We start from the raw sequence: 15,869 nt of genomic DNA, 5'->3' as shown, positions 1-15,869 counted from the left end.
TATGAAAAAAGTAGGGGTATTTCAATCAATTCGTATAAAATTTATAGTAATCTTAATTTTATTATTATTGCTTGCGATCCAAGTAATTGGTTCATATTTTGCTCAACGATTAGAGGAGAGCTTAGAAAAAAACTTTACCACTAATGTTGAACAGAGACTTCAAGATTTAACCTTTTATTTAGAAGAAACTTTTGAAAAAGAACGTCCCGAAGATGGAGATGTGCCTTCATTACAGGCCGAAGTTCGAGATATTCTAAACCTCTATGACAGTGAATTATATTCTGATTTGCAGGTTATTGATACCCAATCGCGAGTTATTGGTACTAATAATCAGTATGATGATCGTATTGGTAAAAGAATTACAGGGGATAGTGGGATTACTCGGGCATTGTTATTCGGTCAGGATAGGCACGCTATTTTTTTAGATCGAAATACAAATGATCGAATGCTTGTAAAAATTGTTCCGCTTTATAATGAAGAAGAGGTTGTCGGTGCCATCTATTTAAAGGCCTCAATGGAAGAAGTTTATACTCAGTTACGGAACATTAACACCATCTTTCTGAATGGAACAATATTAGCATTAATTGTATCTGCACTGTTAGGTATATTGGTGGCAAGGACGATTACCAAACCAATAACTGAAATGAGAAAACAAGCCATCATCATGTCAACAGGTGACTTTTCTCAAAAAGTAAATGTCTATGGTAATGATGAAATAGGGCAACTAGCTATAACCTTCAATGAAATGAACGATAAATTAAAACAAGCTCATATTACGACAGAGGGAGAGCGAAGAAAATTAAGCTCTGTCTTATCCAATATGTCAGATGGAGTTATTGCTACAGATGCAAGTGGCAATATAACACTTATGAATGAATCTGCTGCTTATTTAATAAGTAGAACTTTTGAAGAAGTAAAAGGTCAACCATTGAAAGAAATTCTGCAACTTGATGAAAAAGTAGTTGATTTAGTTGAATCACAAGAAGCAGGGTCTATCACGATAGATTTTAGTGATGATGATCAGTTTTTCTTAGTAAAAGCTAACTTTTCGGTTGTACAAGATGAAAACAATCAATTTAATGGTTTTATTACTGTATTAAGTGATGTAACTGAACAAGAAAAGGTAGAAAAGGAACGAAGGGAATTCGTTTCAAATGTTTCTCATGAATTGAGAACGCCACTTACGACCATGCGAAGCTATCTAGAGGCATTAACCGATGGGGCATGGGAAGACAAGGAAATAGCTCCGCAATTTTTAAGTGTTACACAAAATGAGACGGAAAGAATGATACGTCTTGTTAACGATTTGCTTCAATTATCTAAAATGGACCATAAGGAAAAAACTCTTTATAAGGAAAGAGTAAACATTGCACAATTCTTTCATCACATAATAGATCGTTTTGAAATGAACAAGTCAGAAGATATTACGTTAGACAGAAAGCTACCTAAGGATAATGTATTTATTTGGGTGGATAAAGATAAAGTAACTCAGGTAGTAGATAACATTATATCAAACGCCATAAAGTATTCACCTGAGGGTGGAACAATTAAATTTAAAGCGGTTAAAGATAAGCAGAAGCTAGTAATTAGTATTTCTGATCAAGGTGTAGGGATTGCTAGAGAAAAACTTGATAAAATATTCGATCGTTTTTATCGTGCTGATAAGGCAAGATCACGGGAGTTCGGTGGTACAGGTTTAGGTTTAGCAATCGCTAAGGAGATAATTGATGCCCATCACGGGCAAATTTGGGCAGAAAGTAAAGAAGGTAAAGGGACTACCGTTCTCTTTACACTTCCGCTTATAAATAAGAAGCGGGGGAATCGCTAATGAAATTAGAAACTTTTAAATCAATAAGTTTAGTTTTCCTTATTGTACTGAGTTTGCTATTAACACTAGGAATATGGAATTACCATCCAGATTATGATTATGATACTGACGATCGAAGTGCGATTGAAGCAAAGATTGAGGACGGCCACGTAGAAACGAAAAAGAGTATTATTGAGCCTTCATCAATTATTTTCCATCAGGGTGAAAATCATTATGGATTTGCTCAAAAGAGTAAAGAAGAGGAATTATATAGCTATATGCAAACTTGGTCGTTATATGATATAAATACCACTCCTATAGATGAAGATACAGATTTCTCTACAGAAACTAATTCAGTTGAAGTTATTTTTCCAACTGAAATACCAGTTGAAATCCTCCAAGATATCTTTACTGTAGATGAGGAGATTATAACAGGTAGAGCTTTTGATCGAATGTTAGTAATGTTAAATGAAGATCTAACTATTGGCCAACTGGTATTTAGTCATAAGAAAACTGATATGAAATTCAGTGCTAATATTCAAAATATGGATGAGGTTCGCCAACAGATAAATAGCTTCAAAAATCAATCCACGTTACAGGAATTTCTATCTTTTGGTGCGGGAGATTCATCGCCGATTTATGTTCCAAGAGAAGTAGAAATGTATCGTAGACCTTTGACTGCAAAATCAATTTCTAAGACAACGTTAAGGAATGTATTATTTAATAATCCCTCTGCAGTCCGAAGCTCTGAACTGATTACTGGAGAGGATAAGTACACGGATGGACAGACAGCAGAAATGGTAGTTTATGATGACTACTACATGGAATACACTAATCCTACTTCTTCGGAGAATAGGCTAATGGATGGAAGGCAACTAATCAACCAGACCTTGGAATTTGTTAATGATCACGAAGGATGGACAACAGACGTCAAAGATGAATATGTACTATATGGTTTAGATGTCCAATCAAAGACCGCCCTATTTCGCTTAACATATGACGGGATACCAGTGTTTGAAAGGGATAGTTTATCGACAATCATGGTAACACTTCGTAATCAGAATGTTTATCAATATAATCGACCACTAATTCAACTAGGACTTACGTTTGAGTATGAAAGTGAAAAAGAAAATCTACAAACAGGACAACAAGTAATTACGTTTTTACAAAATAGCAGGCGATATGCAACCACATCTATTGAGGATGTCGCAATAGGCTACAAAATTGAAGAACAATCTGCCATTCAGTATGCTTTTGTTTTAACTCCAAAATGGTTTATTAATGTTAATAACAACTGGGAAGAGATCGACTTCATTGATGAGCAAATAAGTATAGGAGGCGTTAATAATGCAATGGGGTCAAATTAAAACATTGTTTATCCTATGCTTCCTTGTACTAGATATTTTCTTAATCCAACAATTTATAAATAATAGAGATACAGAATATCCTTTTATACAAGAATCCACTAGAGAAGAATTTCTGAGGGCAAATATAGAAGGGCTAGATGAATTAAAAGAAGAAAGTACTAAAGAACCGAATCTGTATGCAGCTAGAAAAGTATTTACCACTGAAGAAATTGATGCGATTAATAATTTTGATAATCAACAAGCAGAGGTAATAGATAGTAATTTAATTTTATCTAAGTTTGATGAGCCAGTTCCAATTGATTTTGAAGGAAATTATTTAGAAACCTTACAAGGTAAAATACTATATTTGGATAGCTTTGTGTTTTGGAGTAAAAATGAAGCGTCAAATACAGTTGTATTTTTCCAAAAAAATAATAGCCTGCCAATCTATTTTAATCAAAGTGCTTTGTTGGTAATCGTTTTGGATGAAGAAGGTCGAATGGTGCAATACAGTCAAACGATGCTAGAAAAAAGGGAAGAAAAAGGGGAAACGTATGACTTAATCAAAGCATTTGATGCAGTCTCTAACCTTTACTATAATACAAGTGAACTATCATCTGGAGATGAAATCACACAAAACAAACTCGGTTATCACAATTTAATTCCATTACCAAACGGGGTCCAGGTTTTAGCACCAACCTGGCGTATTACTGTAAACAATCAGAGAAATTATTTTGTTAATGCGATTGAAATGCATTCGTATTATCGAGATGAAAAAACTTTCTTAAGTGAAACCATAAACGGACTAGTGACCACAATTCAAGTCATTAATGAAGCAACAACGGAAGACAATGAGCTATTAACAGAGATGGAAGTTAATTATAAAGAAATACTGGAATCAACAAGTTGGAGTGGGGAAAAATGACGTTAAGTTTCAGCGTACTTGCATCAGGAAGTAAAGGGAATGCCTTTTACATTGCTACTGAAAAAGAAAAAATGTTAGTTGATGTTGGTTTAAGTGGAAAAGAAATGGAACGATTGTTCACTGAAATTCAAGTCAATCCAGCAGAAATTACAAAGATACTGGTCACCCATGAACATAGTGATCATATAAAGGGACTTGGTATATTAGCAAGAAAATATAACTTACCTATTTACGCCAATGAAAAAACATGGAAAGCAATGGAAGGCTCAATTGGAAAGCTAGCATTGGATCAAAAGTTTGTATTCAATTTGGAAGAAACTAAATCGTTTGGTGACATAGATGTTGAATCATTTGGTGTATCACATGATGCTGCAGAACCCATGTTTTATACCTTTCATCATAATGGGAAGAAAGTATCATTAGTTACTGATCTCGGTTATGTCTCTGAACGGATTAAAAAAACGGTAGAAAATTCAGATGCTCTCATCTTTGAATCTAATCATGATGTATCTATGCTGAGGATGGGTCATTATCCTTGGAGCGTTAAACGAAGGATATTAGGTGATTCTGGACATGTATCAAATGAGGATTGTGCTCTAGCGTTGAGTGAAATTATTGGAAACTGTACAAAGCGCATTTATTTAGCACATTTGAGTAAAGATAATAATATGAAAGATTTAGCTCGAATGTCTGTTAAGAACTATCTAAATGATAATGGATTTACCATTGGATCTAACCTTCAACTTCATGATACAGATCCTAAACAACCAACACCTTTATATGAGGTAGTTTAATTTTATCGGTTAATAGAAATAATAGACTATTACTTCCATTAAGAAAGGAATGGTGCAATGGGGTATTATGATGAACACTATAAACCAAAAAGAAGTAGAAAAAAAGGGCCAAGCTGGCTATTATCTACGGTTTTGGGTGTCATTATAGGTGCTGCATTAATTGTATTTGCGTTACCTGCATTAATTCAATCCAATATTCTTCCGTACACTATTGTAGAACAAAATGAAACGAATGAACCAAGTGTACAGGAAAACGACGAAGTAAATTTGGGTGGTACAACACAAAATCTAAATGTAGAAGTTTCAACTCAAATTACTGATGTAGTTGGAAAGGTAGCACCAGCAGTAGTTGGTGTGGTAAATATTCAGGCACAAACTGATTTTTGGGAACAAAGGCAATATGGAGAAGCAGGAACTGGATCAGGTGTGATTTACAAGATAGAGAACGGAAGTGCATTTGTCGTAACGAACCATCATGTCATCCAAGGAGCAGATCAAGTAGAGGTTGTACTATCTGACGATACTAGAGTTAGTGCTGAGATTTTAGGAAGTGATTTATTTACAGATCTGGCGGTCTTAGAGATGGACAGCTCAGAAGTGGATAATGTAGTTGAGATGGGAAATTCTGAAGCAATTAAAGTTGGAGAACCAGCAATAGCTATTGGAAGTCCACTTGGTCTTTATTTATCTGGCTCGGTGACTCAAGGGATTATAAGTGGAAAACAACGCGCCATACCACAAGATTTTGATATGGATGGAAGAGCAGATTGGCATGCAGAAGTTATCCAAACAGACGCAGCAATAAACCCAGGAAATAGTGGTGGGGCCTTGATTAATATGAGTGGACAATTAATTGGAATTAATTCGATGAAAATTGCTCAGTCATCTGTCGAGGGTATTGGTTTTGCTATTCCTGTTGATGATGCCATTCCGATTATTGACCAGCTAGAGGTTGAAGGTAAAGTCACACGTCCTTATCTTGGTGTTGAGGTAGAATCACTTGAAGACTTGGCCAAGGCAGAGTGGCAACGAAGCTTAGGACTACCAGAGGAAGTGGAAGGTGGCATTTACTTGCGTAGTATTGAACCTATGTCGCCTGCAGATCAAGCAGATCTACAATCATATGATGTTATTACTCATTTGGATGGAGAACAAATTAACAATATAGTTAGTCTTCGGAAACACTTGTATCAAGAAAAACAAGTAGGAGAAGAAATGAAAATTACTTATTATCGGGATGGTAATAGGCTAGAGGTAACTGTACGGTTAGCTGCACAAGAATATTAAGCATTTTAGGGAGTTGGAATCCACTTGGATCCGGCTCCTTTTTTTGCTCAACAAAGATGTTGTAATGTTTGGTTGTATTAAGTAAGTAAACATGAAACTTATACACAGGGTGTGGATAAACCTGAGGATAACATTCGATATATAGTAGGGAACAAGCATTCTTACACAAAATAGGGGTTGATGGGTGTGTGTATGTGGATAAAACCGGTGGATAAGTTGTTTATATTCAGGTATAACGTGTGAATAATTTTTAAAAAAAGAAATTGTGTATAGTTATGTGGACAAGTTATTTATATTCGATAGAAAACTAATAAAACTGAGCCAGTATTTGATTTATATAGTTCTAAATAGTATGTTATAAAAAGCATATTAGATCTATTCCATATTGATTTAGTCGTAAAAAATTATTCCTTTATTATATGGACCTAACGTTAAATAGAATCGATTTTACTTTATAGTAAAATAAAAATATGACATAAAGGGGCAATATCATGTATAACGAACCAATTTTTTTAAAACCTGTATTCCAAGAAAGAATATGGGGAGGCCAAAAATTACAAGAAGAGTTCAATTATGATATTCCTAACAATAGAACTGGAGAGGCCTGGGTTATTTCTGCTCATCCAAATGGACCAAGCACGATTGAAAATGGTGTGTTAAGCGGTGAAACGTTGGCAGATGCTTGGAGTAACCATGGTGAATTATTTAACAAATCATCAAGTGATGATGAAGAATACCCCTTACTTGTTAAAATTTTGGATGCCAATGATGATCTTTCCGTTCAAGTACATCCAGATGATACATATGCCCGTGAAGTAGAGGGGCATCCATATGGAAAGACAGAATGTTGGTATGTTTTAAGTGCTGAAGAGGGAGCAGAAATAGTCTTTGGTCATCATGCTCTTTCACATCAAGAGTTTAAACATATGGTTGATAAAAGTGAATGGGATAAACTTCTTCGTAGGGTTAAAGTGAAAGCTGGAGATTTTGTATATGTACCAAGTGGAACAATTCATGCGATAGGAAAAGGGATTGTTATTTTAGAAACACAACAAAGTTCTGACATTACTTATCGCGTCTATGATTACGAACGAAGAGATAGTAAAGGAAATACAAGAGAGTTGCATTTAAATCAAGCAATTGAAGTTACAACAGCACCACATCAAGAACCTATAATTAAGCATGGGCAAGAAACTAGTGGAGGACTTACCTCCAAAAGACTAGTCGAAGAAACGTATTTTACGGTCTATCACTGGAATTTAAATGGCGAAATAAAGCAACAACTAACAAGTGATTTTTTGCAGGTAAGTATTATAGAAGGAAATGCAGAAATGAAAGTAAACGGACGAACCTTTGCTATTAAAAAAGGTGATCATTTTATCTTACCAGCAACTATTCATGACTATTCACTATCGGGACAAGCAGAATTTATAGTTTCACATCCATAGTTATGCATTTAAAAATTCAGGTTAGCATTGACTAACCTGAGTTTTATTTTAGTTCCAGTATTGTTTCAAACTGTACCACTTAATTTGGATTACTTGCGATGTGTTTTCCATAAGATAAATAGAAGGCAAATCATCACTAGATCTAAACGAGCCTCAAACGCAAATTGAAGGAGGCCTGAATGCATTATAGGTACCTTTGTTAATAAAAAAGCAATGATCATTATGGTTAGTAGTGGTATAGTAGCTGTTTTAACGTAATAATTGAGTAGAATAAAACAACCGCAAGCAATTTCAAAACAAGCAACCAAAAGTAACGTGGCTTCGGGATAAGGAAATCCTAGATTAATAAACACTGTTGCAAAATTTGGGCTTAATAATTTGAGTAAACCAGAAGTAATAAACACATATGCCACTGCATAACGTATAAGTTTCAGGGAAGCTAAAACCGGCAAAGTCATCCCTCCTAATTATTTATACTTATTTATATGTTAGGGTTAGGACAACCTATGCCAATTTTTTTACATAAATATTGATATAAATTATAACAGTATTATTGAGGTTAGTAACCAACCTCCACTGAAGCAACGACTATATACATTAAATCATTTTTATCCTGCTTGTCTTCTAGTAAAATTCCGCTTGTTGTTACCATTCCCCCATCTATTACCTCTACTGTAACGTGGCCATAGGGAATTTCTTTTTTAACTTGTTCATGGTCTAGTTTATCCATATCAATCGGAACAGCAAGTTTTACATTGACATGCATGTTATCTAGCGATTGATTAGGCAAATAATCTCTAATTCCAGGCATCGAATTATAGTGTATAGCATTTTCTACTGCACGGACTGCAGCTTTCGTAATATTCTGACCATGAACATCAATTCCCATTCCAGTTTCTATAAAAATAATCTTCTCCATCTAAACGACTCCTTATATAATAAATTTTGCTTTCTATCCTATTAGAGTAGGTTAAAATTTTATGGAAAGCAATTATTCCGACATCCTCCAGTAAATATTGAATTTCTACCAAGTAAAAAGAGGAAGAGAGATAATATTTATAGACTCTCTTCCTCCAGATTTTATCTAGGAATATTTATTTGTGAACCAATAGAAAGAAATCGTGGCTCTATTGATGGATTTGCCTCTTTTAGATCATTTATAGAAACACCTTGGTAATCAGATGCAATTCCCCATAGTGTATCACCCTGCTTAATAGTGTAAGTTACAATACCGGGTGAACTTTCAGGTGAAGAATCAGAACCAGAGTTATTATCTTCGGCAGTTGGTATAGTTAATGTCTGATTAACCCCAAGCGCTCTTGGTTCGATTCCTTCATTAGCATTCATTAACTCATTTACAGTTACATCACTATAGTTTTGAGCAATTCCCCAAAATGTGTCACCTGGTTGAACGACGTATGTTTCATTATTTCCTTCAGAGGTGTTATCCTCATTAGAACCATCGTCATTAGTACCTTCATCATTGGAAGGCTGACCACTTATGTTTATTGTCATACCTATTCGTAGTAGATAAGGGTCAACAGTTGGATTTAATTCTCTTAAATCATCGACTGATGTAGCTTCATATTTTTGAGCAATTCCCCAAAATGTATCACCTGGTTGAACTGTATAGGTCTGAGTTGTATCAGAATTATTTTCACCATTATCACCGTGGTATTCTTCTAGTGTAAGATTGTTACTCATTATATGTTGTGCTACATCATTTCCTACGTAACGAAGGTGCCAAGGTTCATAGTTATATCCAGTAATACTTTCTTTTCCTTCAGGGTAGCGAATAATAAACCCATACTCATCGGCATGGTCACTTACCCATTGTCCTGCTTCGGTACTAGCAAATTCTTCAGTCAATTCGTTATTATTGGCTGGTGAAGTTACATCCATCGCAAGACCAGTCTGGTGTTCACTATGTCCTGCCTTAGCGCTAACTTGGTTAGCATACTCTTCCCCATATTGATTAACGTAATATTGATGGAGATCTAACTGATAGTCATATGAGCGATAACCTGATGCGGCGCGCAAATTAATTCCTGCCTGATTTGCATCAGCAAACATGTTTTCTAGAGCATTAGCCGCTGTGGAACGTAACTGCTCAGCTTCTTCAGAAAAGGCTACTTCTGGTGTGACAAGTGAATCTGGTACATAATCCTCCGGTAATTGATTTGACTTGTTAATCAATACCAATTGATCATCAGGATTTGATATTATGTCACCTGAAGTAGCATGGACACTCCCAAGATTAAAGAAGAATAATCCTAAGAGGAGCATCATTGAAATGGATACGTTTAGTAATCGCAATGCAATCCCTCCTAATAGTTTTAATCTAACTTATATTAGTGTTTACCCGGCTATTATATTAGTAAACTAACCACCTATTCGCTAGATTGTTAGAAAGATGGCAAAGTCCTGCGATTATGGATTGATTTTAGTTCAACGGTAAAATTTATTAGCAGAATCAATGTATCAATTAATCATAATGAAATGTATTTCTAAAAGTTAGAATAGAGCGGGATAAAGTCCCATGTAACGTATCCGTGCATATGATATTACAAAGAAATTTAAGGGATGTGTAAAAATGGGGTTATTCATAAATGCCAAAGGAAACCCTGGTGTATTCAAGAATCAAGAGAAAATTCCAGAACCAAATCAAGCGTATTTAAAAATAGATCGCATATCCGAAATCGTAAATGAACAGAAAAAAACAAATAACTCAATCTTAAATTCAATCCAAGGTTTAAATTCTCTATATCATAAACAACAAGATACCCAGGCGGTACAATGGAAGAATTTCAACAAGCAGTTAAGTGAACTAGGAAGAAGTAAACTAACGTTCGAAGAGTTTGAAACTTTTGCTAGGGAGAGATTAAAAATTTTATATGAAAATGATGAGAAATTACTAAACCATTTAGAAGATGAAAGTGCACTTAAGCGAGATCTTATTAATCAAATTAGCCTTGTAAATGACTCAAACCAAGAAATGGTGAATCAACTCGGAGAATTTGAATCTACCAATCAACAAATAACTGTACGAATGCAAGAACTTTTTGAACTAAATAAGCAAATGTCTGATCAGTTATCAAACCATGGAGACAATCAAAGTACCATGCTGGACCATCTGGAAAATCAAGAAGCACTAATGGAAAAAACGTTACGACAACTAACACATTTCCGATCGGCACTCTATGAAAGAACTAATTATCTAGTAGAAAAAATAGAAAACAGTTATAGCTTAACTTCTTCATTCGTCTATAAGCTATTTACAGGTTCTAATTTACCATTAACATTTTCTATGAGTACTCAAAAAAATGACAAAGATTATAAAAACTCCGACTAACTTTATGGCTATCTCTATAATAAACCACCATGGCATAAAAAAATGGGTGCTTTTTAGGCACCCATTAAAGATAATATTAATAGCCCACTTCGACTGCAGCATTAACAATATACATTAAATCGTTCTCATCATTTTCCTCTTCGATTATAATTCCGCTAGAGGTGGCCATTCCTCCATCAGTTACATCAACAGTAACAGATCCATATGGAATTGCATTTTTAATTTCCTGGTGATCCACCTCTTCACGGTCAAGTGGAACAGCAACTCTAACAAATACCTCCATATTATCCGCAGAATTACCAGGTAATGCTTTCTCTATTCCTGGCATTGAATTATTAGAAATAGCATCCTCTACAGCCCTAACAGCTGCCTTGGTAATATTTTGCCCATGAACATCGACTCCAGTTCCAGTTTGTACGAATAAAACTTGTTTCATTAATATCTCTCCTCTTCTTTAAATTTTTCGTTAACCATTATAGGTTCTTTGTTAATCTTATAAATACAATTCCCCAAAGGATAGCTTAACAAACACTGAATTTAAAATGCTGACTCGGTTTGCATCATTATGGTTAAAAATTAATTTGGCAGGGAATCTCCAAAAACGGAAAAAAATTTACGAAAGAGGGGATATTTATGAGGAAAAACCTTTTATTTATTGTTTTGGTTGTTTCTTTAAATCTTCTTTTAGTAGCTTGTAGTGAATAAGGAGAGAATGATTAAAACAACTCACAACAAACTACAGAGGAAAATAACTCCTCTGACAATACAGAGATAGAGAAGGTAACGGAGGATAAAGTTGTAACTACTGTTAATGGTGAAAAGATTAAAGGAAGCAAATATAATGATATGTACAGCCAAACTTTAATGATGTTTCAACAATATGGACAGGATACCATTGACACGGAAATGCTTCAGAAACAGACGTTAAGTAGATAAATTGAACAAGAACTAATTCTTCAAGAGACTGAAGAATTAGAAATTGAAGCACCTAGTTCAGAAATTAATGAGAGTATAGAGCAATTAAATCTCAGTTTGAAACTGTAGATCAGTATGAAATACAGATCCAGGAGCTAGAAATAACAGAGGATTCACTAAGAAATTAACTTGCCTATTAAATAAAGCTAAATGAATATATCGAGCAAGAAGTTCCTGAAGAGTAAGTGACAGAAGAAGAAATCCAATCACAATACGATCAGATAGTAATCCAACAAGGAGAAGATGCTCCGGCATTGGAAGAAGTTAAAGATCAAATTAAAAATGCGATTATGAACCAGAAAAAGCGAAAATCTCGCTTCTACTTTCGAGATATTAAAAGAAGAAAGTGAGATTGAAAAATTAATTTAAGAAATTAATAAAAGGAGTGGGCTTCAGCAATTGGTCCCACTCCTTTTTATAGTTTATGCAGTTATTTAGAACAATTGCAGTACCCTGAAATATCCAACGTTAGAAACAGATGAAGATTCAAAGCAAAGAGGATACATAATGATTAAGTTTTGGATTAGTAGTTATATTTGGTAAAATAAAAGGATAAATTTAAGTCGAAAGGGACTATCATGAGAATATCAATTATAACTGTAGGGAAATTAAAAGAAAAATATTTGAAACAAGGAATACAAGAATACATAAAAAGAATGGGTACATATGCAACTATTGACGTAATTGAGGTAGCGGATGAAAAAGCTCCTGAAAATATGAGTGCAGCTGACATGGAAGATGTTAAGCGAAAAGAGGGCGATAGAATTTTGGCGAAAATTGCCCAAGATGCTTTCGTTATTTCCCTGGAAATAAACGGAGAAATGTTATCTTCGGAAAAATTAGCTCGAAAATTAGATCAATTAGCTACACATGGAAGAAGTAAAATCGCATTTATCATTGGTGGATCACTTGGGTTAAGTACCGAAGTCCAAAAACGCAGTAACTTTGCCCTTTCATTTTCAAAAATGACTTTCCCTCACCAATTAATGCGGTTGATATTGGTTGAACAAGTCTATCGAGCTTTTAGAATTAATCGTAATGAACCGTATCATAAATAGAGGCGATTTAGATTTAAAAGAAGATAAGTCAAGAATAAGTAAAATAAATGAAATCATGTTTCTTTTTTTGATGAACTTATGAAGTTATAATTCCATTTAGATAAAAGAGATTTTCTTCAAATGGAAGAATATCATCTAGAAGGGTGATTCAAAAACAAATCACCCTATACTACTAACTGTTACTCTTATTGTGCTTCTTGCTTGGAAGTTTATTACTTGGGCGACCATTTCCTTGGTTCTGCTTGTTTTTATCTGCTTTTCTTTGGTTTTCATGAATTTTTTCAACAAAATCATGTGTGCTATCCATAGAAACACCTCCTCTTAGATTCATTGTTAAGTTAACCGTACTGATAAAATAAATACATTTCCAAACTTTAAGTATTATCTTTGTTCGCTTAAAAGATAAACTGCCGGTGTTATAAATGTGATACCGAAAAACCATGTGGTGCCAATTATGTATATCCAAGATGTTTTATATAGTTTCATTCGCTTTCTTCTCGAAGTAACATATGTTAAATAAGAAAAACGATATATTGGTTAATAAAGTGTCCGATATCGAGGTGTGAACAATAGAATGAAAACAGAGATGATATTCATAATAGGCCAAATTCATGCTAACGTATTATAGGGATCTGTCAGTGTGAGAAAAGGCAGCTCATTATTTATATGGAATGCCTTTAAAATCTGTACGTTACTAGTCTAAAAAAGAACCTTCTCGCCATAGGTATAGTACGTGTTTGATTTTTTGTTGTATTTTCAGCCGAAAATGATGTAACCTTTGCTTCAAATAGAGAAGCTTGTCAATATAATTAGAAACCCTATGAATGAGATTCCCTATTTACCAAATAACTCACTCACATTAATATTCTCTTTTTTCGATTGGTCCGTTACTTCGAAAGAAGGTTTTTTATTGAACTTGAAAATGGATGCTATGATGTTTCTCGGAAACATTACAATGTAGGTATTGAAATTTGCGACTCTCGCATTAAATGTTCGTCGTTGTGCCTGAATGTTTTCTTCAACATTTGATATTCTTTGTTGAAGATGATTATATTGAGAATTATATTTAATATCCGGATAAGCTTCCACTCTACCAAGTAATGTGGTTACTGATCCTTCTAATCGCTTTGCATCCTCCAATTTATCATCTACTTTTTTATTTGAATTCCGGTTTACTTTTGATCTTAGGGCGGTTACTTCTTCAAGCAACTCTTTTTCATTTTCGACAGCGCTTTTAGTCGTAGAAACTAAATTAACAATTTCGTCCGCACGATTTTGTAAAAGGACATCGATATTGTAAAAAGATTGTTCCACCTTTATTTCTCTCTTTTTTACAGCGTTATAGGTAATAATAATATAAACAAGCAACAATCCGATTACGCCAATAATGATATATGTCGTCATATTTCACCTCATTTAGGATTTATTCCATAACTTTAAATTCAAATCCAACTCTTCTACTAACTCTAATGACTGGTTAATATCTTGAAAGTCATAATAGAGGGATTCTTTATCTGGCTTTTTGTCCATATTAAATTCAAAGTGTAATTGGCTTGTATTTAATAGAAAATACATTTTCCCTTCTTTAAATGAAAAATAAGGAATAAGCCTTTTGGCGATCCGTGATTCTCTGCGTTTATCCCGTGAACTATTTGTGTTAGCAGGCTTATTTTGAGGGCGTTCCGTTACCCTTTCTTTGGTTATATCAACAAAAGATAAAATTTTGTTCATGAAGGCTGGTGTTAAAATGTATCTTGCTTTTACTTCATCGCTAGTCATCACTGTAAACCGCTCACTAAATTCGATATTATCTAATTCAATTTCATCAAGCTCAGGTTGTTCAAGAGTTCGTTCAATTTTTTTGAAATCAAATAGCACATTATTTCTGGGAAGAATGATGGTAACTCCTTCAAAATCCTTATTAAAATCAACATCAAAGAATAGACCTTTGAAAATTGCTTCTTCATGTGTATTACTCCCTTCGCCAGGACGAGATTGAACGTCAATAGCCTCTACTTCAGAAAAGGAAATTTTTGTTCTAGGTGTTTCATCTATCGGCGAATTACCGTTATCCTGTTTAAACTTTTTTTGAACTTGTTCAAGGCTCTCATTCTCTTTCTTAGCTCCGTGGGTTACTAATTCAGGATTCTTATCAGTGTTAGATACATCATGGTCATAAACATATCCCCAAATTAAATCGTCTCCACGATATTTATCAGGTTTTTTAACAAAAATATTTGAGTCTATAAATTTACTCTCAGGTATATATTCTTTAGGTTCATACCGGAAATCTGGATTAATGAATGTTACAATCTCTTGGGTGATTTCTTGTTTCATCACGCCTGTGAATGCCTGGTACGTTTTAGATAGCTTAAAAACCCCAAAAATAAGGATAGCAAAAGCAATAATGAAAAAAAATAAAGCATATTGGTCAATAATTTGAGTTAGTACTATAGGGGGTAGCATTACTAACCCGATGACTAAGAGCTGTTTGTTACGGTTCTTTTTTACAGCTTCCCTGTTTTCCTCTAACTGTTCAATTTTCACTGACAGTCTTTCATCAAAAAACTGATCAAATTCTTCCTTCGTCTTGGAAATTTTCTGCACAATATCTCCCCCATTTTTTGGCGAACTAAAACTTATGATTAGGTTCATCATATAAAAGAACAGGAGTGACGTATATTATACCTAGGTATAATTAATGGAAATGTGTAAACTCTTTTATAGTTTATATAGGCAATTCATAAGTTAAGAATATAATCCGGAAGAGGATATTGTCATTTCTATAGAGAACTAAATTAATAGAGTTGCTATTTGCTGAACTCGAACTATGTATTTTTTAATTTAATAATTATGTAAGTATCAAAAAAAAGAACA

At 34.1% G+C, this 15,869-nt stretch carries 16 protein-coding genes; 9 read left to right on the top strand and 7 right to left on the bottom strand.

Features of this window, described 5'->3' with window-relative positions; all coding sequences use genetic code 11:
• The first annotated feature begins 1 nt into the window (after position 1).
• The 6 genes from walK to manA all read left to right on the top strand — a co-directional run bounded on the left by walK (position 2) and on the right by manA (position 7,607).
• A complete protein-coding gene (gene walK / locus GH741_RS17180; protein ID WP_153737980.1) occupies positions 2-1,828 on the top strand; it encodes a cell wall metabolism sensor histidine kinase WalK in 1,827 nt (608 codons plus the stop codon).
• Positions 1,828-3,174, top strand: a complete 1,347-nt coding sequence (locus GH741_RS17175) for a YycH family regulatory protein (RefSeq protein ID WP_153737979.1) — start codon at positions 1,828-1,830, stop codon at positions 3,172-3,174. Before walK ends, GH741_RS17175 begins: the two co-directional genes overlap by 1 nt.
• Positions 3,155-4,078 carry a two-component system regulatory protein YycI gene (locus GH741_RS17170; RefSeq protein WP_153737978.1) on the top strand — a complete coding sequence of 308 codons (924 nt, stop codon included), beginning with the start codon at positions 3,155-3,157 and terminating at the stop codon, positions 4,076-4,078. Before GH741_RS17175 ends, GH741_RS17170 begins: the two co-directional genes overlap by 20 nt.
• Positions 4,075-4,872 (top strand): MBL fold metallo-hydrolase, encoded by a 798-nt coding sequence (locus GH741_RS17165; protein ID WP_153737977.1) that lies wholly within the window; start codon positions 4,075-4,077, stop codon positions 4,870-4,872. The genes GH741_RS17170 and GH741_RS17165 overlap by 4 nt, the downstream gene beginning before the upstream one ends.
• Before the next feature lie 57 nt (positions 4,873-4,929).
• Complete coding sequence (locus GH741_RS17160) at positions 4,930-6,159, top strand: S1C family serine protease (protein WP_153737976.1); 1,230 nt, start codon at positions 4,930-4,932, stop codon at positions 6,157-6,159.
• Between the two features lie 491 nt (positions 6,160-6,650).
• Positions 6,651-7,607 (top strand): mannose-6-phosphate isomerase, class I, encoded by a 957-nt coding sequence (gene manA, locus GH741_RS17155; protein ID WP_153737975.1) that lies wholly within the window; start codon positions 6,651-6,653, stop codon positions 7,605-7,607.
• Between the two features lie 89 nt (positions 7,608-7,696).
• Here manA and GH741_RS17150 read toward each other — a convergent pair whose 3' ends face one another.
• The 3 genes from GH741_RS17150 to GH741_RS17140 form a co-directional block, all read right to left on the bottom strand.
• Positions 7,697-8,059, bottom strand: a complete 363-nt coding sequence (locus tag GH741_RS17150) for a DoxX family protein (protein WP_420809408.1) — start codon at positions 8,057-8,059, stop codon at positions 7,697-7,699.
• Between the two features lie 107 nt (positions 8,060-8,166).
• Positions 8,167-8,526, bottom strand: coding sequence for a Lin0512 family protein (locus GH741_RS17145; RefSeq protein WP_153737973.1), 360 nt, complete (start codon positions 8,524-8,526; stop codon positions 8,167-8,169).
• Positions 8,527-8,687: 161 nt separating this feature from the next.
• A complete protein-coding gene (locus GH741_RS17140; protein ID WP_153737972.1) occupies positions 8,688-9,923 on the bottom strand; it encodes a D-alanyl-D-alanine carboxypeptidase family protein in 1,236 nt (411 codons plus the stop codon).
• 277 nt (positions 9,924-10,200) lie between these two features.
• Between GH741_RS17140 and GH741_RS17135 the strand changes: the two genes are divergently transcribed.
• The gene (locus GH741_RS17135) at positions 10,201-10,959 is read left to right on the top strand and encodes a hypothetical protein (protein WP_153737971.1); all 759 of its coding nucleotides are present in this window, start codon (positions 10,201-10,203) and stop codon (positions 10,957-10,959) included.
• Positions 10,960-11,035: 76 nt separating this feature from the next.
• On the opposite strand, the gene GH741_RS17130 is transcribed toward GH741_RS17135, so the two are convergent.
• Positions 11,036-11,395 (bottom strand): Lin0512 family protein, encoded by a 360-nt coding sequence (locus GH741_RS17130; RefSeq protein WP_153737970.1) that lies wholly within the window; start codon positions 11,393-11,395, stop codon positions 11,036-11,038.
• Between the two features lie 724 nt (positions 11,396-12,119).
• Between GH741_RS17130 and GH741_RS17125 the strand changes: the two genes are divergently transcribed.
• Positions 12,120-12,284 carry a hypothetical protein gene (locus GH741_RS17125; RefSeq protein ID WP_153737969.1) on the top strand — a complete coding sequence of 55 codons (165 nt, stop codon included), beginning with the start codon at positions 12,120-12,122 and terminating at the stop codon, positions 12,282-12,284.
• A gap of 228 nt (positions 12,285-12,512) precedes the next feature.
• Positions 12,513-12,992: a 23S rRNA (pseudouridine(1915)-N(3))-methyltransferase RlmH gene (gene rlmH / locus GH741_RS17120; RefSeq protein WP_153737968.1), complete on the top strand. Its 480-nt coding sequence runs from the start codon at positions 12,513-12,515 to the stop codon at positions 12,990-12,992.
• A gap of 172 nt (positions 12,993-13,164) precedes the next feature.
• On the opposite strand, the gene GH741_RS17115 is transcribed toward rlmH, so the two are convergent.
• From GH741_RS17115 to GH741_RS17105, 3 genes are all read right to left on the bottom strand, one after another.
• Positions 13,165-13,299, bottom strand: coding sequence for a DUF4023 domain-containing protein (locus GH741_RS17115; protein ID WP_153737967.1), 135 nt, complete (start codon positions 13,297-13,299; stop codon positions 13,165-13,167).
• A 527-nt stretch (positions 13,300-13,826) separates the two neighbouring features.
• A complete protein-coding gene (locus tag GH741_RS17110) occupies positions 13,827-14,396 on the bottom strand; it encodes a LemA family protein (protein ID WP_153737966.1) in 570 nt (189 codons plus the stop codon).
• Between the two features lie 12 nt (positions 14,397-14,408).
• The gene (locus GH741_RS17105) at positions 14,409-15,599 is read right to left on the bottom strand and encodes a DUF3137 domain-containing protein (protein ID WP_170287658.1); all 1,191 of its coding nucleotides are present in this window, start codon (positions 15,597-15,599) and stop codon (positions 14,409-14,411) included.
• Between the last annotated feature and the right edge of the window lie 270 nt (positions 15,600-15,869).

The sequence above is a fragment of the Aquibacillus halophilus genome (assembly GCF_009649745.1).
Taxonomy (GTDB): Bacteria; Bacillota; Bacilli; order Bacillales; family Amphibacillaceae; genus Aquibacillus; species Aquibacillus halophilus.
The sequence above is the reverse complement of the archived record's forward strand: the minus strand, read 5'-3'. Positions and strand labels throughout refer to the sequence as shown.